The organism is Microbacterium petrolearium, from assembly GCF_054782875.1.
Window position 1 is genome coordinate 302,980 of record NZ_BAAGRQ010000001.1, and the last position, 20,984, is coordinate 323,963.

Here is a 20,984-nt window from a genome sequence, read left to right on the forward strand (position 1 = left end):
AGGGTGACGGACTCCGCAAAGCCTACCCTTCTGGTGGTAGACGGCCACTCGCTCGCCTACCGGGCCTTCTACGCCCTCCCCGTCGAGAACTTCTCGACGAAGGACGGTCAGCACACGAACGGGATCTACGGCTTCCTGTCGATGTTCGTCAACCTGCTGAAGGCCGAGAAGCCCACGCATCTGGCGGTCGCCTTCGACACGGCGCGGGAGTCGTTCCGCACCCGCGAGTACGCGGAGTACAAGGCGAACCGCGCCGAGACGCCCGGGGAGTTCAAGGGTCAGATCCCGCTGCTGCAGGAGTGCCTGCAGGCGATGGGCGTGACCGTGCTCACCAAGCCCGACTTCGAGGCCGACGACATCCTCGCCACGCTCGCGACGCGCGGCGCGGCGGCCGGCTGGAACGTGCTCGTCTGCTCGGGCGATCGCGACACGATCCAGCTCGTGAACGACGACATCACGCTGCTGTACCCCTCGGTCCAGGGCGTCTCGCAGCTGAAGCGCTACGACCCGCAGGCCGTGCGCGAGAAGTACGGCGTCGAGCCCGAGATGTACCCCGACATCGCGGCGCTCGTCGGCGAGACGAGCGACAACCTGCCCGGCGTGCCCAAGGTGGGCGAGAAGACCGCCGTGAAGTGGCTGACGCAGTTCGGATCGCTCGACGCGCTGCTCGAGGGGGCCGACACGATCAAGGGCGTCGTGGGCGGCAACCTGCGCGAGCACCTCGACGACGTGCGGCGCAACCGCCGCCTGAACCGGCTTCTTCGCGACGTCGAGCTTCCCGTGGAGGTGGAGGACCTCGTCCGGCAGCCGATCGACGGCCAGGCGGTGCGCGACATCTTCGCGCGCCTGGAGTTCCGCGCACTGCTGCCGCGCGTTTTCGAGGCCGCTGGCATGACGGATGAGCCGGAGCCCGCCGCGGTCGTGGCCGCCGCGCCCGTGCCACGTCAGCTCGAGGCGGCGGAGCTCGCCGCCTGGGTCGAGGCGGCTGCGCCGGGCGAGATCGGCGTCACCGTCACGACGCTGGCCGGACTGCCCGAGCGCGTCGGGCTCGCGACCGCCGACGAGGCCGTCGAGGCGACGTGGTCGGACGAGGTCGCCGCGGCGCTGCGGGAGTGGTTCGCCTCGGACGCGCCGAAGGTGCTCTCGGACGCGAAGGCGCAGATCAAGGCGCTCGGTCGCGCGGACGTCGTCGTGCGGGGGCTCGCCTTCGATCCGCTGCTGGCCGGATGGCTGCTGCGGCCCTCGTTCCCCGACAAGACGCTCGCGCACCTCGTCGAGCGGCTGCTGGGCGAGAAGCTGCCGGAAGCCGATCCGTCGCAGCTTGTGCCCGAGACCGACGGCGCCACCCCCGGCCAGCTCTCCTGGTACGTGCTGCGGGTCACCGCGGCGCTGCGCGACGACCTGCCCGAGCAGCTGATGCGCGTCCTCGTCGACATCGAGCTGCCCACGGCCCTGACGCTCGCGGACATGGAGCTCGCGGGCGTGGCCGTGTCGCACGCGAAGCTGTCGGACTTCTCGCGCGAGCTCGGCGCACGGGCCGAGGCGCTCGCGCAGCAGGCGTACGCCGCCATCGGCCACGAGGTGAACCTCGGCTCGCCGAAGCAGCTGCAGGAGGTGCTGTTCGAGGAGCTGCAGCTGCCGAAGACCCGCAAGACCAAGACGGGGTACACGACCGACGCCGGCGCCCTCGCCGACATCCAGGAGAAGGCGCCGCACCCGTTCCTCGGGCTGCTGCTGCAGCACCGCGAGGCGACCAAGCTCAAGCAGATCATCGATGGCCTCGACGCGGCGATCGACGACACGGGGCGCGTCCACACCACCTACGTGCAGACGGGCAGCCAGACCGGGCGCCTGTCGAGCACCGATCCGAACCTGCAGAACATCCCCGTCCGCACCGAGGAGTCCAAGCGCATCCGCGCCGCCTTCGAGGTCGGCGCCGGGTACGAGACGCTGCTGACGGCCGACTACTCGCAGATCGAGATGCGGATCATGGCGCACCTGTCGGGCGATCCGGGGCTCATCGAGGCGTTCAACTCGGGGGAGGACCTGCACCGCTTCGTCGGCGCCCGGGTCTTCGGCGTCGACCCGGCCGAGGTCACGTCCGAGATGCGCACCAAGGTGAAGGCGATGTCGTACGGGCTCGTCTACGGGCTCTCGGCCTTCGGCCTGTCCAAGCAGCTGCGCATCGACCAGTCCGAGGCCAAGCAGCTGATGCTGGAGTACTTCGCCCGCTTCGGCGCCGTGCGCGACTACCTGCGCGCGTCGGTCGAGGCGGCGCGCGAGGTCGGCTACACCGAGACGATCTTCGGGCGGCGCCGCCCGTTCCCCGACCTGAAGAGCCCCAACCGCGTGCTGCGCGAGAACGCCGAGCGCGCCGCGCTCAACGCCCCGATCCAGGGCAGCGCGGCCGACATCATGAAGATCGCGCTGCTGCGCATCCACGAGGACCTGCGCGGCATGGGCTCGCGCGTGCTGCTGCAGATCCACGACGAGCTCGTGGTGGAGGTCGCGCCGGGGGAGTGGGACGCCGTCGAGGACATCGTGCGCCGGCGCATGGGCGGCGCGGCCGAGCTGTCGGTGCCGCTGGACGTGCAGGTCGGCCGTGGCTCCGACTGGAACGAGGCCGCGCACTGACGCGCGGCACGACGAAGAACGGATGACATGACCGAACGCACCCCCACCGAGATCGACCGCATCGCCGACGCGTGGGTCGACACGTCCGCGCGGCTGAGCCCCGAGCTCGGCACGTACATCGGCCGCGCCGAGGGCCAGGACGGCTTCAGCGACTACAGCCCCGCCGGGCTGGACGCGTGGGCCGACGCCGCGCGCTCCGCTCTCGCGCAGCTGCGCGCCGCCGCGCCGGCGGACGACGTCGACCGCGTGACGCAGCAGGACCTGGGCGACCAGCTCGAGCTCGACCTGCAGCTGCAGGAGGCGCGCTGGCCGCTGCGCGACCTCAACGTCATCGAGAGCCCCTCGCAGCAGGTGCGCAACGTCTTCGACCTCATGCCCACCGACACGACCGATGACTGGGCCACCATCGCGCGGCGCCTGCGGGCGATCCCCGCCGCGCTCGGCGGGTACACCGAGACGCTGCGCCGCGGCATCGCGGAGGGCGTCGTGCCCGCCGTGCGCCAGGTCGCCGAGGTCGCGGGGCAGATCGACCGCTACACGGCGGGCGACGGCTTCTTCGCGACGCTCGCGGGCGGCGCCGCACCGGCCGAGGGCGAGCTGCCCGCGTCGCTGCGCGCCGAGCTCGACCGCGGCCAGGCCGCCGCGCGCGAGGCGTACGCGGCGCTGCAGGCGTTCCTGCGCGACGAGCTCGCCCCGGTCGCCGGGGAGGCCGACGGCGTGGGGCGCGAGCTCTACGCGCTGCACTCTCGCAGCTTCCTCGGCGCCGTGATCGACCTCGACGAGACCTACGAGTGGGGCGTCGAGGAACTTGCCCGCATGGTCGACGAGCAGGAGCGGATCGCGGACCGGATCCTGCCCGGCGCGAGCGTCGAGGAGGCCATCGCGGTCCTCGAGCAGGACGCGAGCCGCAAGCTGCACGGCACGACGGCGCTGCGCGAGTGGATGCAGCGCACGAGCGACGCGGCCGTGGCCGAGCTGGGCCGCACGCACTTCGACATCCCCGAGCCCGTGCGCGCGCTGGAGTGCATGATCGCGCCCACGCAGGAGGGCGGGATCTACTACACGGGCCCGACCGACGACTTCTCGCGCCCGGGCCGCATGTGGTGGTCGGTGCCCGAGGGCGTCACGGAGTTCGACACGTGGCGTGAGCTGACGACGGTGTACCACGAGGGCGTCCCCGGCCACCACCTGCAGATCGGCCAGGCGGTGTACAACCGCGCCGAGCTCAACTCGTGGCGGCGCCTGCTGGCCGGCACGTCCGGGCACGCCGAGGGCTGGGCGCTCTACGCCGAGCGGCTCATGGAGCAGCTCGGGTACCTCGACGATCCGGCCGACCGCCTCGGCATGCTCGACGGCCAGCGCATGCGCGCCGCGCGCGTCGTGCTCGACATCGGCGTGCACCTGGGCAAGCAGCGCCCGGACGGCCAGGGCGCGTGGGACGCGGATTACGCCCTCGACTTCATGCGGCGCAACGTGAACATGGAGGACGGCTTCGTGCGCTTCGAGGTGAACCGCTACCTCGGCTGGCCGGGGCAGGCGCCCTCGTACAAGGTCGGGCAGCGCATCTGGGAGCAGGTGCGCGACGCGTACGCCGCGCAGCGCGGCGCCGACTTCTCGATGAAGGAGTTCCACAAGCGCGCGCTCGACCTCGGCGGCGTCGGCCTCGACACCCTGCGGACGGCGCTGGTCGGCTGAGCCACCCCTCAGCGAAACAGCTTCTGTGCGCCGAGACAGCGTCGTTTGCACGCTGTCTCGGCGCGCAATTGCTGTCTCGCGGAATCCGGATGCAGTAAATGTCACGCTGACCATTAGTATGGCGGCATGACCTCCGCCTCGTCGCGCCTCGACGGACTGTCGCTCACCCGCAAGCACCTGCGCGTCCTCACCGGATCGGGTATCGGGTGGGCGCTCGACGCCATGGACGTCGGCCTCATCTCGTTCATCATCGCGGCGCTGTCGGTCGAGTGGGACCTCACGCGCACCGAGACGGGATGGATCACCTCGATCGGCTTCCTCGGCATGGCCGTGGGGGCGAGCGTCGGCGGCCTGCTGGCCGACCGGCTCGGGCGCCGGCAGGTGTTCGCCCTTACGCTGCTCGTCTACGGGATCGCGACGGGCGGGAGCGCGCTCGTCGGCGGGGTGGCGGCGCTGCTCGTGCTGCGTTTCGTCGTCGGCCTCGGGCTCGGCTCCGAGCTGCCGGTGGCGTCCACCTACGTGAGCGAGCTGGCGCCCGCGCGCATCCGCGGCCGCATGGTCGTGGTCCTCGAGGCGTTCTGGGCGCTCGGCTGGACGGCGGCGGCGCTCATCGGCTACTTCGTCGTGCCGCTCGAGAACGGCTGGCGATGGGCGTTCGCCCTCGGCGCCGTGCCGGTCGTGTACGCGCTCGTCGTCCGCTGGGGTCTGCCCGAGTCGCCGCGCTTCCTCGAATCCCGCGGCCGCACGGACGAGGCCGAACGCGTCGTGCAGGCGTTCGAGGCGTCGCCGGCCGTGCTCGGCTCGACGGCGCAGCCGGTCGCCGCGGACTCGGGGCCGGCGACCGCGGGCCCCGCGCGCCGCCCCGGGTTCGCGGACCTCTGGTCGGCGCCGCTGCGGGCGCGCACGGCCGGCCTGTGGGCCGTGTGGTTCTGCGTCAACTTCTCGTACTACGGGGCGTTCATCTGGATCCCCTCGATCCTGTTCGACCAGGGGTTCGACCTCGTGAAGTCGTTCGGCTTCACGCTGGTGATCACGCTGGCTCAGCTGCCGGGCTACGCCGTGGCCGCGTGGCTCATCGAGGTGTGGGGCCGGCGGGCGACGCTCGCGACGTTCCTCGTCGGGTCGGCGGCGGCGGCGCTGTGCTTCGGGATGGCGGCCGCGGAGTGGCAGATCATCGCCGCGGGCATGGCGCTGTCGTTCTTCAATCTCGGCGCGTGGGGCGCGCTCTACGCCGTCAGTCCCGAGATCTACCCCACGGCGATCCGCGGCACGGGCACCGGAGCGGCGGCGGGCGCCGGCCGCATCGCGTCGATCCTCGCTCCGCTGTTCGTCCCATGGGCGCTCGGCTGGGGGAGCGTCGGCCTGCTGTTCGGCGTGTTCGCGGCCTTCTTCGTGCTCGCCGCCCTCGCCGTGATCCCCCTCGTCGAACGCACCGGCGTGGCGCTCGAGGCGGAGCCGGTCGGCACCGGCACATAGGCTGGGCGCATGGCGGTGCGGTATGTCGCGATCGGCGATTCGTTCACGGAGGGTGTGGGGGACGAGCTGGAGGACGGCCGCCCGCGGGGCTGGGCCGATCTCGCCGCCCAGGGATGGGCGAACGGCACGGGCCAGACGGTGCAGTACGCGAACCTCGCCATCCGCGGCCGGCTGGCGTGGCCCGTCGTCGAGGAGCAGCTCGAGCCCGCGCTCGCGCTGCGCCCCACGCACCTGTCGTTCAACGGCGGCGGCAACGACATGCTCCGACCGCGCACGACGATCGCGCGCATCGCCGACGCCTTCACCCACGTGCTGCGCCGCTGCGACGAGGAGGGGGTGCGCTTCATTCTGCTCTCGGGCGCGAACCCCTCGTCGGGGCTGCCGCTCGGCCGACTCATCCAGCGGCGCGGCGACGAGCTGTCCGCGGCCGTCATCGCGCGCTTCGAGGGGCGCGACGACGTCGTCCGCGCGCTGAACTGGCCCGACCGCGAGCTCGCGACCCCGCCGTTCTGGTCGCCCGATCGCCTGCACATGAACGCCCGCGGGCATCACCGCGTCGCGGCCCGCGTGCTCCACGCACTCGGCGTCCCGGCCGACCCCACGTGGTGGGACCTGCCGGCACCGGCCGACCGACACCTGGGCGCGGGGGAGTACTACCGCGCGCACGTGCTGCCCTGGCTGCGGCGCCGGATCACGCGCACCTCCTCGGGAGACGGGCGCACCGCGAAGTACCCGGAGTGGGTCGACATCGCGCCCACGGGCGCCGCCGCGGCTGACGACCACGCCGAGTCCTAAGTGGCGAGCCTCTGTACGACTGAGTAGCCCTGACGTAGGGTCGGTCGCGTGAGCCTCACCACGACCGTGCACGACGACATCGTCGAATCCGCCCTCGGCTACCTGCGCGACGGCACGAGCGTGAGCCTGCGCGGGCTGCCGGGGTCCGGGCGCTCGACGCTGCTCGGCCGCATCGCGGCGCAGCTGAACGCGGCCGGCTGGAAGACCCTCGAGCTGCGCGGCAATCCCGCGCTGCGCGATCGCCCGCTCGAGGCGCTCGCGATCGCCGGCCTCGTGCCGGCCAACCCCACGCACACCCGCAGCGCCGTCGCCGCCGCGACCGATGCGCTGCTGCGCTCGATCGAGCCGCGCCGCACGGTCGTCGTCGTCGACGACTCGGACGACCTCGATCCCGCCTCGATCGGCGCGATCTCGAGCGCGATCGGCCAGGTGCACACGCCGCTGCTGTCCTCGGCGTCGACGACCCGCCGCGCGCCCGATCTCTCGCTGCCCGCGCTCGTCCGGCCCGGCGTGCGGCTGAGCCTGGCCCCGCTCGTGTACGACGAGTCCGCACAGCTGATCGAGACGATCTGCCGAGGGCCCGTGGACCGCGCGACGGTCGCGCTCATCCACGGCCGCGCCGGCGGGCTGCCCGCCCTCGTGCAGGCGATCGCCGACAACGCGCGCCGCCACGGTCTGCTGCGCCAGGTGGGCGGCATGTGGACGGCCGGCCCCGATCTGTGGACCCCGCAGCTCGCCCGCACGGTCGAGCCGTTCCTGCAGGGGCTGTCGCTGGAGGCGCTGGACGCGCTCATGAAGCTCTCGCTCGTGGGCGCCGTGGACATCTCGGTGGCGCATCGGCTCTCGGACTGGACGCCGCTCGAGGAGCTGGACGAGCGCGGGCTGCTCACCTTCACCTCCGTCTCCGGCACGGTCTCGGTCGGCGTGTACCCGCCGCTCGTGGCCGATCACGTCAGCCGCGAGCGGATCGGTGCCCGCCGGCTGCGCCTCGTGGGCGAGATCGCCGAGGCGCTCGGGCGCGAGCAGGACGCCTCGCCCTGGCGGGTCGCGACGGGGCGCCCCCTCGCGGGCGCCACCGAGCTGGGTCCCGTCTCCGACACCGAGCGCCGTCGGCTCGCCGATGCCGTGCTCAACCGCATGGTGGCTGAGCGTCACTCCTCCCAGGTGCTCGTCCGGCGCGCGGAGTGGGAGCAGCACCGCGACGCCCGCTCGGCCCTCGCGTACGCGCGGGCGCTCTCGTACCGTGGCGCCGATCTGCGCGAGCTCGACGCGATCCTCTCCGACGACGCCCCCGGCGAGCCGCACGACCGGGCGCTGGTGGCTGCGTGGCGGGGCCTCGTCGCCGCCTTCGGGGCGCACGATCTCGCCGGGGCTCTCGCGCGGCTCGAGGGCGAGGTCTCCGAGTCGTGGCACGGTGTGCTCACGGCGGCGGCGCGGCACGTGCGCCTCTTCCTGGATCGCGTGCCCGAGGAACCCGCGCCGGAGGACGTGCGCGATGCCTTCGGAGCGGAGGCGCTGCGGCTCACGCGCGGCGAGGAGCTCCTTGCCCTCGGGCGTGGACGCGAGTCGCTCGCGCAGTTCGACGCGGTCAGCGACACCGCACTGGCCGCGATCGCGCGCATCGGACGCGGCCTGGCGCTCCTGCTCGCCGGCGATCTCGACGGGGCCGAGGCCCACGCCACGCGCGCGTACCAGGAGGGGCTGTCGACCCTCGATCCGCAGCTTCTCGTGCCGCACGGCTACGTGCTGGCCCTCGTCCACCTCTTCCGCGGCGACGAGCGCGCGATGCGGGAGCACCTCGGACCGCTGCTGTCCGTCGGCGCCACGCCGCTCATCCACACGCAGTACGAGATCGGCACGCTCGTCCTGGCCGCCCGCGCCGCGGCGCGCACGGGACGGACCGGCGCGGCGCGCTCCCTCGCCGACCAGGCGAGGGCGTCGGGCCTGCCGACCGGGCCGTTCCCCGTCATGGTCGCCGCCCAGGCGACGGCGCACGCGCGCCTCGTCGAGGGCGAGTCGCCCGAATCGGTGGCCGACGAGCTGTGGGAACAGTTCGAGGAGCTGCGGGAGCGCCGCTACATCGCCGCTGCCGTCGTCGCCGGCATGCGGGCCGTCGAGATCCATCCCGACGCGGAACGCGCCGCCGCAGTGGCGCACCTGGCCGCCGAGGCCGACAGCCGGCTCCTCACGCTCATCGGGCGTTACAGCGAGGCCCTCACCTCCACGGACGGCGCAGTCGTCGCTCGCACGGGGGAGGAGCTGATCAAGGCCGGCATGCGCGGCTACGGGCTCGCGCTGCTCGCGGCTTCCGCGCGGATCCTGGCGCCGACCGCTCCCGATCGTGCGGCCGACGTGCTGCGCCAGGCCCGGCGGCTCGCCACGAAGCTCGGCGGCGACTTCCCGCGCGTGGTCGATCCCGTGCCGCCGCGATCGGCACTCACGGCGCGCGAGCGCGAGGTCGCCGAGCTCGCGGCGCAGGGCATGTCGAACCAGGAGGTCGCCTCCACGCTCATGCTCAGCGTGCGCACGGTCGAGAACCACCTGCACCGCGCGTTCCAGAAGCTCGACGTGACGTCGCGCGCGGCGCTCGGCGAGGCACTGCGGGGCACGGAATGACGGATCGGGAATGCCGGGGGATCCATGACGTTGAATGAATCCATGAGCACCGTACCGGGTCGCAAGAGCATCGGCTTCCTCTCGTTCGGGCACTGGACGCCGCATCCCGAGTCGGGCACGCGCAGCGCCTCCGACGTGCTGCACCAGTCGATCGACCTCGCGCAGGCGGCCGAGGACGTGGGCGCGGACGGCGCGTACTTCCGCGTGCACCACTTCGCCCGGCAGCTGGCCTCGCCGTTCCCGCTGCTGGCGGCGGTCGGCGCGCGCACGAAGCGCATCGAGATCGGCACGGGCGTGATCGACATGCGCTACGAGAACCCGATGTACATGGTCGAGGACGCCGGCGCCGCCGACCTCATCTCGGACGGACGGCTGCAGCTGGGGATCTCGCGCGGGTCACCCGAGCAGGTGATCGACGGCTGGAAGTACTTCGGCTACCAGCCCGCGTCGGACGACGACGCCGACGGGGCCGAGGCGGCGCGCCAGAAGACCCTGCTCCTCCTGCAGCTGCTCGAGGGCCAGGGCTTCGCGCAGCCGAACCCGCGGCCGATGTTCCCGAACCCGCCGGGGCTGCTGCGCCTCGAGCCGCACTCGGAGGGCCTGCGCCAGCGCATCTGGTGGGGCGCCGGATCGGACGCCACGGCCGTGTGGGCCGCGGAGCACGGCATGCACATGATGACCTCCACCCTGAAGTGGGACGAGTCGGGCGAGCCGCTGCACGTGCAGCAGGCGACGCAGATCCGCAAGTTCCGCGAGGAGTGGGCCAAGCACGACTGGGGCTTCGAGCCGCGCGTGTCGGTGTCGCGCTCGATCTTCGCGATCACGAACGACATGGACCGCCGCTACTTCCTCGGATCGGGCGAGCGCAGCGACAGCTTCGGCTACATCGACGAGTCCACGCGCGCCGTGTTCGGTCGCTCGTACGCGGCCGAGCCGGACGAGCTGATCGACGAGCTGCGCCGGGACGAGGCGATCGCCGAGGCCGACTCGCTGCTGCTCACGGTGCCGAACCAGCTCGGCGTGGAGTACAACACCCACGTGATCGGGTCGATCCTCACCCACGTCGCGCCCGCCCTCGGCTGGCGCTGACCCGCCCGGGCCGGGCGGCTTCGTGGCTGCCCGGCTCAGAGGCCCTGGCCGGCCTCCCACAGGCGCTCGGTCTGACCCGCGAGCAGCGCGTCGAGCGAGCTCGCCTGCGCGTCGGTGAGTGACGCGACGTAGTCGATGATGCCGCGGCCCACCGCGAGGCGGCGCAGCTGCGTCACGTCGGTGGTGTCGAGCAGGTCGGGCTCCTCGCGGCGGAGCCGCATGTAGTCGTCGGTGGCGAGCTCGACGACGTCGACGAGGCGGCGCGGCGCCCGGCGGGCGTCGTGCGCGTCGTCCAGCCACGCGGCGAAGCCGTCGACGAGGCGCTCGAGGACCGAGGCGCGCCCGCGCTGGTACACGGCCAAGTCCGGGCGGTGCAGGATGAAGCGCTGGTGCAGGAACTTCAGCACGGCGACCTCGTGCCATGCCGTGCGGTCGAGGCTGACGTGACCGGATCGGGTGTCGGGGGAGCGGTGCACGCGCACGCGGGCCTGCAGGTGCGCGATCCATCCGCTCGTGAAGCGCGCGAGCCCGCGCTCGGCGGCGAGCGAGCCGTCGAACGGCCGCAGCAGCAGGCCGTCGACGACCTCCTCCGACACCTTCGCGACCGCCGCCTCGAACGCGTCGGGGTCCGCGATCCACGGGTCCTTCTGCTCCAGTCGCCGCCACAGCAGCTCGAGCGAGCGGCCGGGCACGCGCTCGTCCGCGCGCAGCTCGGCGAGGTCGGCGCCGCGCAGGTGCGCGAGCTCGGCGCGCCAGGTGCGGAACTCTGCCGCGATGATCGCCTGGTCGAGCAGGCCGGCGCGGTAGAAGTCGTCGAGGTCGTGCAGCGAGTAGGCGATGTCGTCGGCGATGTCCATGACCGAGCACTCGACGGTCTGCTGGCCCTGTTCGATCCGGGGATAGGCGGCCAGCGCCTCGCGCTGCTCGTCGATGTCGAGCGCGTAGTACGAGAACTTGCCCGACCCGCCGCGGCGGACGCCGCCCTCGCCCCGCCGCCACGGGTACTTCAACACGGCGGCCCGCACGGCGGCCGTGAGGTTCAGGCCCACGCCGGGCTCGTCGAACTCGTCGAGGCGCGTGATGATGCGGAACGTCTGCGCATTGCCCTCGAAGCCCTCCCAGAGCCCGAAGCGCTCGCGCGCGAGCCGGTCCAGGGTCTGCTCGCCGAGGTGGCCGAACGGCGGGTGCCCGAGGTCGTGCGCCGCGGCCGCCGCCTGCACGACGACGGGATGGCAGCCGCCCAGCTCGGCGACGATCCGTCCGTCGTCGCCCGGCAGGCTCGACAGGTGCGTCGCGATCGCGCGCGCCACCGCCGCCACCTTGATGGAGTGCGTGAGCCGGTTGTGCACGGCCAGGCCGGCGCCCGTCTGCGAGATCACCTGCGTCACGGCCGACAGGCGCGAGTAGTACGGCGAGAAGCGGATGCGCTCCACGTCGACGCGGTACTCGGGCTGCTGCTCCGCGCTCTGGAACTCGTCGAGCGGTTCGGGGATGCGCCGGGCGGCGCGCGGGTCGGCCGGGCGAGCGATGCCCTGGCCGGCGTCAGCGGTGATGGCCATCACCACAGTGTCGCAGAGCGCGCGGGGGTGGCTCATCGCGCCGCGTCGGGCGCGCAGCCGGTGTCGGCGGTCAGCCGGCGGCGTCGGGCAGCGGTGTGGCCTGGTGGTGCACGAGCCGCCAGCCGTCCGCGTCGCGCCGCCACAGCGACGAGCGGCGGGCGTGCCGACCCGCGCGCTGCGAGAGCCACGTCACGAGCACCAGGCCCGTGCCGAGCGACCGGGCCTGGACCTCGCGCATCTCGATCGCGTCGGTGCCGGCCTCGTCGGTGCCGGCCTCGTCGCGCACGGTCTCGTTGCGCAGCAGGTCGACGATCTGCGCGCGGTCCCAGATGCGGCCCGATGCGCCGATCTCGGTGAAGTCGGCCGCGAGAAGCGACTCGAGGCGCGCGCCGTCCCGCCGCACGGCGGGGTCCTGCAGCTGCCGCTCGTTCTCGATGACCTCCGCGATCCCGTCGTCGCCCGCTGCCGGGGCTTCGCTTCGGAATCCCGGGCGCGCGCTGCGCTGCTCGAGGGTCTCGAGCTCCTGGAACAGCGTGACCTGAAGGTCGCCGGGGGTGCGCAGCCGGGAGTTGAGGGAGCGCCAGGGCGTCTCGCGGGGCGCGGCCTCGAGCTGCGCACCTGCGTCGACAAACCGGTCGGTCGTCGCCGCGGCGTCATCCACCTCGAACCCGACCCGCATCCGGTCGCTCGTGCCACCGTCGGTCTCGATGCCGTCGATCATCTCCACCTGTGCCCGGTTGGCGATCTCGAGGGTGGCGGCACCGGCGTCGAGGATGGCGACGCGCGCGCCGCCGTCCCCGTGGAACGCCGCCTGCTCGCGCAGCCCGAGCACGTCGCGGTAGAGGCGGAGGGTCGCGTCGAAGTCGTCCACCGCGACGACGAGTCGCAGCTGTCGCACCGAGGGGGAGTCGCTCATATGGCCACCCTAGGGCGGGTGCGGGTCCCGCGTGGCTGACCTGTGGAGCGGGCTGGCGACTTATCCCCACCCCGTACATTTCTTCGATGGTTGTCGGGGGTGGCTGGGAGAATCGGGGTATGGAAAGAGACACGGTCTTCTGGGAGCCCACGGCGTCGGAGCGCGCCGAGACGGGCCGGATCGTGTCGCGCCTGCAGGTGGTGCGGGCGGAGCGGGCGCGGTTGGAGGCCGAGGAGGCGCGCCTGCTGGGCCGGGCGTTGGATATCGCGGTCGGGCAGGTGGAGCGTGCGGGTGCCCCGCCGGAGTGGGACATGCCGGTGCGGTCGATGGCCGCGGAGGTCGCCGCGGCCCTGCGGGAGGGGCCGCGGACCGTGGAGAACCGCATGGTCGACGCCGCGCTGCTGGTGCGGGACTTCCCGGCGACGCTGGCGCAGGTGGAGGAGGGCCGGCTGCCCGGCCGTCACGCCGCGGTGCTCGTGGCCGAGGGCACGCGGATCGGGGACGCGGCGGATCGGCGGGAGTACGAGGCGCGGGCGCTCGGTGTCGCGGAGGAGGCGACGGTGGCGGGGCTCAAGCCGATGTGCCGGGCGATCGCCGACGCGTTCCTGGAGGAGTCCCTCGCGCAGCGCCACGAGGCGGCCCGGGCCCGGCGGGGTGTGCGGGTGATGGCGCTGGAGGACGGGATGGCCGAGCTGCGGCTGACCGCACCGGTGCCGCTGGTGCAGGGCATCCACGACCGGCTGACCACGATGGCGCGGACGGTGATCGCCGAGCGGGATGCGTTCGGACGGACTGCCGGTACCGACGCGGGGACGGCGGAAGGTGCCGGTGCGGCGGCTGGGCCCGACAAGCGCCGCATCGATGAGCTGCGCGCCGACCTGGCGTGTGACCTGCTGCTCGCCGGCGCACCCAGCGGGCACATCGTTGAGGACGGGACCGGGCAGGACGTGCTCGCGCAGGTACGCGGCACGATCCACGTCACCATCCCCGCCCACGTCCTCACCGACGGCCGCATCCACGCCGACGCGGTCCCCGGCACGACGGCCGGCAACTCCATGCGCGAGCACCGGCACGAGCGGCGCGGGAGTTCCGGGTTGCACCGCGGCGCCCGGCGCCCGAGCGGCGTCCCCACGGCGGGCGGGGAGCCGATCGATCCGGCCACGGCCCGCCGGCTCGCGGCCGAGGTCACCGCGTGGGAGCGGCTGTTCCTCGACCCGAACACCGGGGCGCTGCTGACCGTCGATCACTACACGCCCACTGCGGCGCAGCGGCGGTTCCTCCGGGCCCGCGACGAGCACTGCCGCTTCCCCGGTTGCCGGCAAGCCGCCCGACGGTGCGACGCCGACCACATCCACCCGCACTCGCGGGGCGGCCCCACCGACGTGACCAACCTCCAGAGCCTGTGCAAGCGACATCACATGCTCAAACACCATTCACCCTGGCAGGTACGACATCTCGTCGGGGGAGAACTCGAATGGACCAGCCCCCTCGGCCACCACTACACCGGCCGACCGACATCGGGCGTGCGGTTCACCGAGACGGCCGTGCCCGAGAGCAGCGCCGCACCAGGCAGGCACTCTGCCGCCGACTGGGTCGCCGGGTGACCGCCCCTGGTTCGGCGGCCCGCCTCAGCCGGCGGCGGGCTCGGCCATCGCGGCGACCTCGGCGATCACGCGCGGGTGCGCCAGGATCCGGAAGTGCCCGCCCGTCTCGAGCATCACGTTGTGCGCCCCCGGAAGCTCGCTGCCGCCCGGGATGTGCGGGTCGAAGCGGCCGTACAGCGAGACGATCCTCGCGTTGACCGTCGTCTCGCGCGCGAGGGCGAGGATCGTCGCATTGCGGGGCGAGAAGCTGCGCAGGGTGGGCGAGACCATCAGGCGGGCGTACCGCGATCCGCCGAACGGCGTGGCCACCGCGATCATGCCGCGCACGCGCGCGGCCGCCGGCGTCAGCGCCATCACATGCTTGCCGATCAGACCGCCCTTGCTGTGCGCGACGAGCACGACGTCGTGCAGGTCGTGCGCCTCCAGGTACTCCGCCACGAGCTGCGCGCCCGTCGCGACCGGCCGCCGATTGTGCCGCAGCGGATCGACGACATGGACCGGATGCCCCCGCTCATGCAGCGCGACGATGAGCGGCTGCAGGAACGTCCACGTCTCGTACACCCCGGGGATCACGAGCACCGGCGCGAGCCCTCCCGCGCGGAACCGCCGTGGATCGGTGCGGTTCGCGAACGCGCGGGCCTGCCAGACGGCGGCGTATGCGTAGTCGCGGACCCACCACCCGGCCGCGCGCAGGGCGGGCACGGGTGCGATCGGCATGGTGGCCATCCTCTCCGCTGCGCGCCGAGCGCGCGACCTCTTGACACCTCGGCGGAGGACCAGGCCCGGTCAGGAGGCGAGCGACTCCGGCTCCGACGCGCGCATCTCGGCCCAGATCTGGTCGAGCGAGATGTCGAGCGCGTCGGCGATCGCGGCGATCGTCGGGAAGGCCGGCGTGGCCACGCGGCCCGATTCGATCTTGCGCAGCGTCTCGGGGGAGACATCGGCCTCCCTCGCGAGCTCCAGGATCGTACGGGAGCCCCGGGCGCGCCGCAGCACCGCGCCGAGGCGCTCTCCGCGCGCGAGGTCCTCATGGGTGAGGGGCAGGCGAACCATCATGACTCCAGGGTAGCGGGATTCTTTGACCGGTATAGTTATTGGATGATCGAGATCCTCACCCCCGACCAGCTGCGACGCGCCCGCGATACCGGCGCGCTCGTCGGCGACATCCTCCAGACCCTCAGGCGTCGCGTGACGCCGGGCGTGAACCTGCTCGACATCGACCGATGGACGGCCGCGCTCATCCGCGAGGCGGGAGCAGAATCCTGCTACCTCGACTACGCCCCGCCGTTCGGGCGCGGACCGTTCGGCCATCACATCTGCACCGGGGTGAACGACGCCGTCCTGCATGGCCGCCCGCACGACTACCGCCTCGCCGACGGCGACCTCCTCTCCCTCGACCTCGCGGTCTCGCTGCGCGGCGTGGCGGCCGACGCCGCCGTCAGCTTCATCGTGGGCGAGGCGCGCGATCCCGAGAGCGCGCACCTCATCGAGACCACCGAGCGCGCCCTCGCCGCCGCCATCGCCGTCGCGCGCCCGGGAGCGCGCGTGGGCGACCTCTCGCACGTGATCGGCGGCGTGCTCACGGACGCGGGTTATCCGGTGAACCTCGAGTTCGGCGGACACGGCATCGGGACGACGATGCATCAGGACCCCCACGTGGCCAACCTCGGTCGGCCCGGCCGCGGATACCGGCTGCGCCCCGGCCTCATGCTCGCGCTGGAGCCGTGGGTGATGGCCGACACCGATGAACTCGTCGTGGATCCCGACGGCTGGGCCCTGCGCAGCGCCACCGGCGCCCGCACGGCGCACACCGAGCACACTGTGGCGATCACGGAGGAAGGATGCGAGGTTCTCACCCTCCCGCGAAACCCGGCATGATGATCCGCAGGGGAGGACGGACCGAGATGAGCCAGGCGTGACGCAGTACGGATTTCCCGTACGACCGCCCGCGCCGCCGCCGCCACGGCCGCGCCGCAAGGTCAACGGGTGGGCACTCGGCCTGGGCATCGGCTGCAGCGCCATGCTGCTTCGTCACCGCGCTGGTGGTCGTGCTCGCCGTGCTCGGCTTCCGCGGCCTGTTCGACCTGGACAACCGCCTCTCCGCGCAGGACCTCGACGACCTCGAGGCCGCCATCTCGGCGGAGCTGCCTCGCGACTACCGGGTGACCGACGTCTACGGCTCCGGCTCCAGCTGCGAGCAGCTCTGCCAGCAGATCCACGTGAACCTCGAGACCCCGCAGGTTGTCGCGGGCGGCGTCGTCCGCGATCTGCTGACCACCACTCGCGCCCGCTACGACGAGATGGGCAAGGACGGCTCGGTCCACTTCTGCTTCACATCCGACAGCGGCGAGCGCCTGCGCGACAACGACGACGAGCTGACGCCCTATGAGCAGAGCATCTACGACGCGTTCCACGAGGCCGGCCTGGAGGGCGACGACGATCCGCAGACGCCGGACGACTACCGCGACTTCGGCAACTGCATCATCGTGCTCACCGATCGGATGCCCTCCTCCTGACGCCGGGAGCGCGGGGCGCCGCGGACCGATCAGGATTCAAGAAGCGGCCGGGCGGCGCCGCGCGTAGCGTGTGGGACGAGCCACACGAGAGGAGTCACGATGGCGAAGGACGAGGGGCTGACCGCGGAGGAGCGGGAGGCGATCAAGGCGACCGCGAAGGAGCGGCGCCGCCCGAAGAAGAACGACGCGGAGGCGCAGGCCGAGGCCATCGCGGAGATGCCGGACGCGGATCGGACGATCGCAGAGCGCGTGCGCGACCTCGTCGCCGAGCACGCGCCGGATCTCGCGGCGAGCACCTGGTACGGCATGCCGGCATGGAAGAACGGCAAGGGCAAGGTGGTCGTCTTCTTCCAGGCCGCCGCGAAGTTCAAGGCCCGCTACGCGACCGTCGGCTTCGACGAGGCCGCCGCGATCGACGAGGGCACGATGTGGCCGGTGAGCTTCGCCGTCACGCAGCTCACGCCCGCCGACGAGGATCTGCTGGCCGCGCTCATCCGCAAGGCTGTCTCCTGACCCGGCCTGCTGGGGCCCGCGAGTAGGGTTCTCGGGTGGACCTGGAACTCGCCTCGATCCCGGCCGGCACGGTCACGCTGCACGACGCGCGGCGCCGGGCGCGCCGCGCGGTGACGCTCGAGGCCTTCGAGATCGGCGTGTTCGCCGTCACCGAGGGCCAGCTCGCCGAGATGCTCGGCGTCACGGCCGAGCATCCGCGCCGCCCCGCCGTGGAGGTCTCCTGGCAGCGGGCCATCGCGTTCTGCAACGCCGCGAGCGAATGGGAGGGGCTCGACCCCGCCTACACGTTCGAGGGCGAGGACGTCACCTGGCACGTCGACTCCGACGGATATCGGCTGCCGACGGAGGCGGAGTGGGAGCACGCGTGCCGCGCCGGGTCGGTGGGCCCGCACTACGGCCCGCTCGCCGATATCGCCTGGACGGAGCGCGACGGCGTGACGCATCCGCAGGAGGTCGGCGGAAAGCTGCCGAACCTGCACGGGCTGTTCGACACCCTCGGCAACGTGTGGGAGTGGTGCTGGGACCTGCTCGACCCGGCGCGGTACGGCGAGTACCGCGTCTTCCGCGGCGGCGGGTTCGCCGACTCGGAGTGGAGCGTGCGCGCCTCGACCCGGCGCGGGGGCGCGCCGCGCCTGCAGCAGGACGACATCGGCGTCCGCGTGGCCCGCGGCGGCTTCGACGCCGAGGGCGAGGCGCAGGGCTGGTCGGCGCGGGCCGACGAGGAGCGCGCCCTCTGGGACGGGCCGGTGCCGTTCGGCTGGACCCCGTTGCGGCGCTGAGGGTCCTGCTCTTAAGCATCCCGAGCGCTCAGTATTCCAATTCGGGCATATGCCGTGGCGCCTCAGTCCTTCCGCAGGGCGCGCGTCGTGCGGGCGGTCGCCGGCGCCGTCCACGGATCCTCGGGCCACGGATGCTTCGGGTAGCGGCCGCGCATCTCCTTGCGCACCTCGCGGTACGGGCCCGCCCAGAAGGAGCGCAGATCTCCCGTGACGGCCAACGGGCGCCGCGCGGGGGAGAGCAGGTGGAACAGCACGGGCACGCGGCCGTCGACGAGTCGCGGCGTCTCGGCGAGGCCGAAGACCTCCTGCAGCTTGACCGCCACCACGGGCGGGCCCTGCGGGTCGGACGGATCCGGATACTCGATGCGCACGCGCGACCCCGACGGCACCTCGAGCCGCTCGGGCGCCAGGGCATCGAGGCGGGCGGCCTCGGGCCAGGGGAGGAGGTTTCGCAGCGCCGAAGCCGTGTCCACGCGCGACAGGGGTGCGTCCGGGGCCAGCGCGTCGAGCGCGCCGCCGAGCCAGTCGCCCAGGCGGTCGAGCAGCGCGTCGTCCGACACGTCCGGCCACGGACCGCCCAGTTCGCGGTGGAGCAGGGCGAGTCGGGCGCGCAGCGCCGAGGCGTCGGCCGTCCAGCTCAGCGCCGCGAGGCCGCGCCGCCGGATGTCCGCGGTGAACGCCCGCGCGGCGTCGCCGGGGCCGGGCACGACCGGCGTGGAGGAGAGCAGGATCGCGCCCGCGCGGCGCTCCTCGCGCACGCGGAGCCTGCCGCCCTCGACCTCCGAGCGGCGCTCGGTGCGCACGAGCCCGTGCGCGATCCGCAGCGCCGCTGCCTCGTCGATCGCGGCCGCGAGCCGGATCACCGCGCCCGTGCCGTCGGCCGCGCGCCCCTCGGCCCGCTGCACGTCGTGCACGGCGATCCAGTCGCTGCCCAGCAGCGGGCTGCCCTCGGGCAGTGCGGCGCGCGTGCCGCTCGCCAGCAGGTACGCACGCGAGCCCTCGCCCACGCGGCGCGCGATCCACTCGGGGCGCGCGAGGGCCGCGATCACGCCGGCGGGGTCGGCGGGCGCATCCGGCCCCGCCGCGGCCCCGGCGAGTCGCTCGAGGCGACGCGCCTCGGCCCGCCAGCGCTCGGCGCCGGGGGCCGAACCGCGCCGCAGCGCACGCAGCAGGCCGCCGAGGTCGGCCCCGGGGTCGCGGTGGTCGCCCGACAGCGCCGCCACGACCTCGGCGGCCGTGCGGGCCGCGATCCCCTCGTGCGCGGCGCCCAGGAGGGCGCGGGCCTCCCGGGCGCCGAGCGGCAGCCGCGCGACGCGCGCGCCCTCCGCGGTAATGCGCCCGTCGTCGTCCACGAGATCCATCGCGGCCAGTGCCTCGCGGGCGCGGGTCATGGCCGCCGCCGGCGGCGCCGTGAGCAGCGGCAGACCCCGGCCTTCGGGCGTGCCCCACGCGGCGAGAAGCAGCGCCGCGTCCGTCAGGTCGGCGGAGGTGATCTCGGGATCGTGCGCGGCACGGAAGGCGGCGTACTCCGCCTCGGCGTAGGCGCGCACGACGCGCCCCGGTCCCTCGCGCGCGGCGCGGCCGGCGCGCTGATCGGCGCTCGCCCGCGAGGCGCTCACGGTGACGAGACCGGTCATGTCGCGCGCCCGGTCCCGTCGGACCTCCCGCGACAGCCCGGCGTCGACGACGAGGCGCACGCCGGGGACGGTGAGGGAGCTCTCGGCGAGCGACGTGCTGACGACGATCCGGGGCGGATCCGCCGGGGACCGCCGCCCGCCGACCGCCCGATCCTGCGCGGAGGGGGAGAGGCGCCCGTGGAGCGGAAGCACCTCGACGCCGGGGGCGCGCGCCCGGATGCGCGACACGACGTCGTCCACCTCGCGCGCGCCGGGCACGAAGACGAGCGCGTCGTGGCCGGCCTCTGCCTGCGCGCGCACCGCCGTCGCGGCGACGTGCTCGCGGAACTCGCGCGTGACGCCCCGCGGCCCGAGGCGCGGGGCGTCGCCCGGCGCATACTCCACCGTGAGCGGGTGCAGCGCGGACGGCACGTCCGCCACGGGAGCGGGGGAGCCGGAGCCCAGCAGTCGCCCGATCGCGTCGGCGTCGACGGTGGCCGACATGGCGACGAGCAGCAGGTCGTCGCGCAGGGCGCGCACCTCCGCGAGGATGCCGAGCAGCAGGTCGCCGTCGAGGGAGCGCTCGTGCACCTCGTCGAGGATCACGGAGCCCACGCCGTCCAGCGCCGGGTCGTCGAGCAGCCGCCGCAGCAGCACGCCGGGGGTGACCACCTCGATGCGCGTCGCGTCGGAGACCGCGCGGTCGCCGCGAACGGTGAAGCCCACCGAGCCGCCCAGCGCGGTGCCGTCCAGTTCGGCGATCCGCCGTGCCGCGGCGCGGACGGCCACGCGACGCGGCTGCGTCACGAGCACCCGGCCGGCGACGCGATCGGCGACGAGCGGCGGCACGAAGGTCGTCTTGCCCGTGCCCGGCGGTGCCGTGATCACCGCGGCCCCGGCGGCGAGCGCGGCCTCGATCTCCGCGCGGGCGGCGGCCACGGGAAGGCCCGCGCCGATCGCGTCGAGGTCGAAGACGTGCGTGCGGGGTGCCACCGCGCCATCCTCTCAGGCCGCCGATGCACCTGAGCATCGCGGGGCAGGTCCCTGACAAGACGCTGGATCGGTTCGTTACCTCTTCGTAACCGTGCGTATCGTGGCCGGACCCATCGCGAGGGCCGCCGTCGTATCCGCCCGAGAGCCCTCGCATCCAGGACCTCGAGTCAGCTCCGGCCGGGC

The 20,984-nt window shown here is 73.5% G+C and carries 16 protein-coding genes; 11 read left to right on the forward strand and 5 right to left on the reverse strand.

All coding sequences use genetic code 11. The annotated features are described in order from the left end of the window. Nucleotides 1-3: 3 nt before the first annotated feature. The 6 genes from polA (at nt 4) to ACYVJ0_RS01495 (ending at nt 10,305) form a co-directional block, all read left to right on the forward strand. Entirely contained in the window at nt 4-2,634 is a 2,631-nt protein-coding gene (gene polA, locus ACYVJ0_RS01470) for a DNA polymerase I (protein ID WP_460815518.1), read from the forward strand. A 27-nt stretch (nt 2,635-2,661) separates the two neighbouring features. After that, entirely contained in the window at nt 2,662-4,329 is a 1,668-nt protein-coding gene (locus ACYVJ0_RS01475) for a DUF885 domain-containing protein (protein ID WP_460815519.1), read from the forward strand. 126 nt (nt 4,330-4,455) lie between these two features. Then, nucleotides 4,456-5,805 carry an MFS transporter gene (locus ACYVJ0_RS01480; protein ID WP_460815521.1) on the forward strand — a complete coding sequence of 450 codons (1,350 nt, stop codon included), beginning with the start codon at nt 4,456-4,458 and terminating at the stop codon, nt 5,803-5,805. A 9-nt stretch (nt 5,806-5,814) separates the two neighbouring features. Continuing rightward, on the forward strand, nt 5,815-6,600 hold the full coding sequence (locus ACYVJ0_RS01485; RefSeq protein WP_460815522.1) for an SGNH/GDSL hydrolase family protein: 786 nt from the start codon (nt 5,815-5,817) through the stop codon (nt 6,598-6,600). A 48-nt stretch (nt 6,601-6,648) separates the two neighbouring features. Further along, nucleotides 6,649-9,216: a helix-turn-helix transcriptional regulator gene (locus ACYVJ0_RS01490; protein ID WP_460815524.1), complete on the forward strand. Its 2,568-nt coding sequence runs from the start codon at nt 6,649-6,651 to the stop codon at nt 9,214-9,216. 42 nt (nt 9,217-9,258) lie between these two features. Next, nucleotides 9,259-10,305, forward strand: a complete 1,047-nt coding sequence (locus tag ACYVJ0_RS01495) for an LLM class flavin-dependent oxidoreductase (RefSeq protein ID WP_460815525.1) — start codon at nt 9,259-9,261, stop codon at nt 10,303-10,305. 35 nt (nt 10,306-10,340) lie between these two features. Here the strand turns inward: ACYVJ0_RS01495 and ACYVJ0_RS01500 are convergent, their stop codons facing one another. Both ACYVJ0_RS01500 and ACYVJ0_RS01505 read right to left on the reverse strand, forming a co-directional pair. Next, the gene (locus ACYVJ0_RS01500; RefSeq protein ID WP_449853136.1) at nt 10,341-11,864 is read right to left on the reverse strand and encodes a deoxyguanosinetriphosphate triphosphohydrolase family protein; all 1,524 of its coding nucleotides are present in this window, start codon (nt 11,862-11,864) and stop codon (nt 10,341-10,343) included. Nucleotides 11,865-11,934: 70 nt separating this feature from the next. Further along, nucleotides 11,935-12,780, reverse strand: a complete 846-nt coding sequence (locus ACYVJ0_RS01505) for a DUF4440 domain-containing protein (RefSeq protein ID WP_449853135.1) — start codon at nt 12,778-12,780, stop codon at nt 11,935-11,937. A gap of 119 nt (nt 12,781-12,899) precedes the next feature. Here ACYVJ0_RS01505 and ACYVJ0_RS01510 point away from each other — a divergent pair, with 119 nt between their 5' ends. Continuing rightward, on the forward strand, nt 12,900-14,384 hold the full coding sequence (locus ACYVJ0_RS01510) for an HNH endonuclease signature motif containing protein (RefSeq protein WP_460815527.1): 1,485 nt from the start codon (nt 12,900-12,902) through the stop codon (nt 14,382-14,384). 24 nt (nt 14,385-14,408) lie between these two features. On the opposite strand, the gene ACYVJ0_RS01515 is transcribed toward ACYVJ0_RS01510, so the two are convergent. Together ACYVJ0_RS01515 and ACYVJ0_RS01520 are read right to left on the reverse strand one after the other, a co-directional pair. Beyond that, complete coding sequence (locus ACYVJ0_RS01515) at nt 14,409-15,101, reverse strand: esterase/lipase family protein (RefSeq protein ID WP_449853317.1); 693 nt, start codon at nt 15,099-15,101, stop codon at nt 14,409-14,411. A gap of 69 nt (nt 15,102-15,170) precedes the next feature. Beyond that, nucleotides 15,171-15,437, reverse strand: coding sequence for a helix-turn-helix domain-containing protein (locus tag ACYVJ0_RS01520; protein ID WP_449853451.1), 267 nt, complete (start codon nt 15,435-15,437; stop codon nt 15,171-15,173). Nucleotides 15,438-15,482: 45 nt separating this feature from the next. Here ACYVJ0_RS01520 and map point away from each other — a divergent pair, with 45 nt between their 5' ends. From map to ACYVJ0_RS01540, 4 genes are all read left to right on the forward strand, one after another. Beyond that, nucleotides 15,483-16,262 (forward strand): type I methionyl aminopeptidase, encoded by a 780-nt coding sequence (gene map, locus ACYVJ0_RS01525; protein WP_449853316.1) that lies wholly within the window; start codon nt 15,483-15,485, stop codon nt 16,260-16,262. Nucleotides 16,263-16,426: 164 nt separating this feature from the next. Next, on the forward strand, nt 16,427-16,900 hold the full coding sequence (locus ACYVJ0_RS01530) for a hypothetical protein (RefSeq protein ID WP_449853315.1): 474 nt from the start codon (nt 16,427-16,429) through the stop codon (nt 16,898-16,900). 99 nt (nt 16,901-16,999) lie between these two features. Next, on the forward strand, nt 17,000-17,413 hold the full coding sequence (locus ACYVJ0_RS01535) for an iron chaperone (protein WP_449853314.1): 414 nt from the start codon (nt 17,000-17,002) through the stop codon (nt 17,411-17,413). 35 nt (nt 17,414-17,448) lie between these two features. Then, complete coding sequence (locus ACYVJ0_RS01540; protein WP_460815529.1) at nt 17,449-18,192, forward strand: formylglycine-generating enzyme family protein; 744 nt, start codon at nt 17,449-17,451, stop codon at nt 18,190-18,192. Nucleotides 18,193-18,254: 62 nt separating this feature from the next. Here the strand turns inward: ACYVJ0_RS01540 and hrpB are convergent, their stop codons facing one another. Beyond that, nucleotides 18,255-20,801 carry an ATP-dependent helicase HrpB gene (gene hrpB / locus ACYVJ0_RS01545; RefSeq protein WP_460815530.1) on the reverse strand — a complete coding sequence of 849 codons (2,547 nt, stop codon included), beginning with the start codon at nt 20,799-20,801 and terminating at the stop codon, nt 18,255-18,257. Between the last annotated feature and the right edge of the window lie 183 nt (nt 20,802-20,984).

Coding starts and splice junctions, on each gene's coding strand:
- map (WP_449853316.1), top strand. CDS start 15,483: ATGATCGAGATCCTCACCCCCGACCAGCTGCGACGCGCCCGCGATACC.
- ACYVJ0_RS01510 (WP_460815527.1), top strand. CDS start 12,900: ATGGAAAGAGACACGGTCTTCTGGGAGCCCACGGCGTCGGAGCGCGCC.
- ACYVJ0_RS01500 (WP_449853136.1), bottom strand. CDS start 11,864: ATGGCCATCACCGCTGACGCCGGCCAGGGCATCGCTCGCCCGGCCGAC.
- ACYVJ0_RS01515 (WP_449853317.1), bottom strand. CDS start 15,101: ATGCCGATCGCACCCGTGCCCGCCCTGCGCGCGGCCGGGTGGTGGGTC.
- ACYVJ0_RS01505 (WP_449853135.1), bottom strand. CDS start 12,780: ATGAGCGACTCCCCCTCGGTGCGACAGCTGCGACTCGTCGTCGCGGTG.
- ACYVJ0_RS01480 (WP_460815521.1), top strand. CDS start 4,456: ATGACCTCCGCCTCGTCGCGCCTCGACGGACTGTCGCTCACCCGCAAG.
- ACYVJ0_RS01495 (WP_460815525.1), top strand. CDS start 9,259: ATGAGCACCGTACCGGGTCGCAAGAGCATCGGCTTCCTCTCGTTCGGG.
- ACYVJ0_RS01520 (WP_449853451.1), bottom strand. CDS start 15,437: ATGGTTCGCCTGCCCCTCACCCATGAGGACCTCGCGCGCGGAGAGCGC.
- ACYVJ0_RS01485 (WP_460815522.1), top strand. CDS start 5,815: ATGGCGGTGCGGTATGTCGCGATCGGCGATTCGTTCACGGAGGGTGTG.
- ACYVJ0_RS01535 (WP_449853314.1), top strand. CDS start 17,000: ATGGCGAAGGACGAGGGGCTGACCGCGGAGGAGCGGGAGGCGATCAAG.
- ACYVJ0_RS01475 (WP_460815519.1), top strand. CDS start 2,662: ATGACCGAACGCACCCCCACCGAGATCGACCGCATCGCCGACGCGTGG.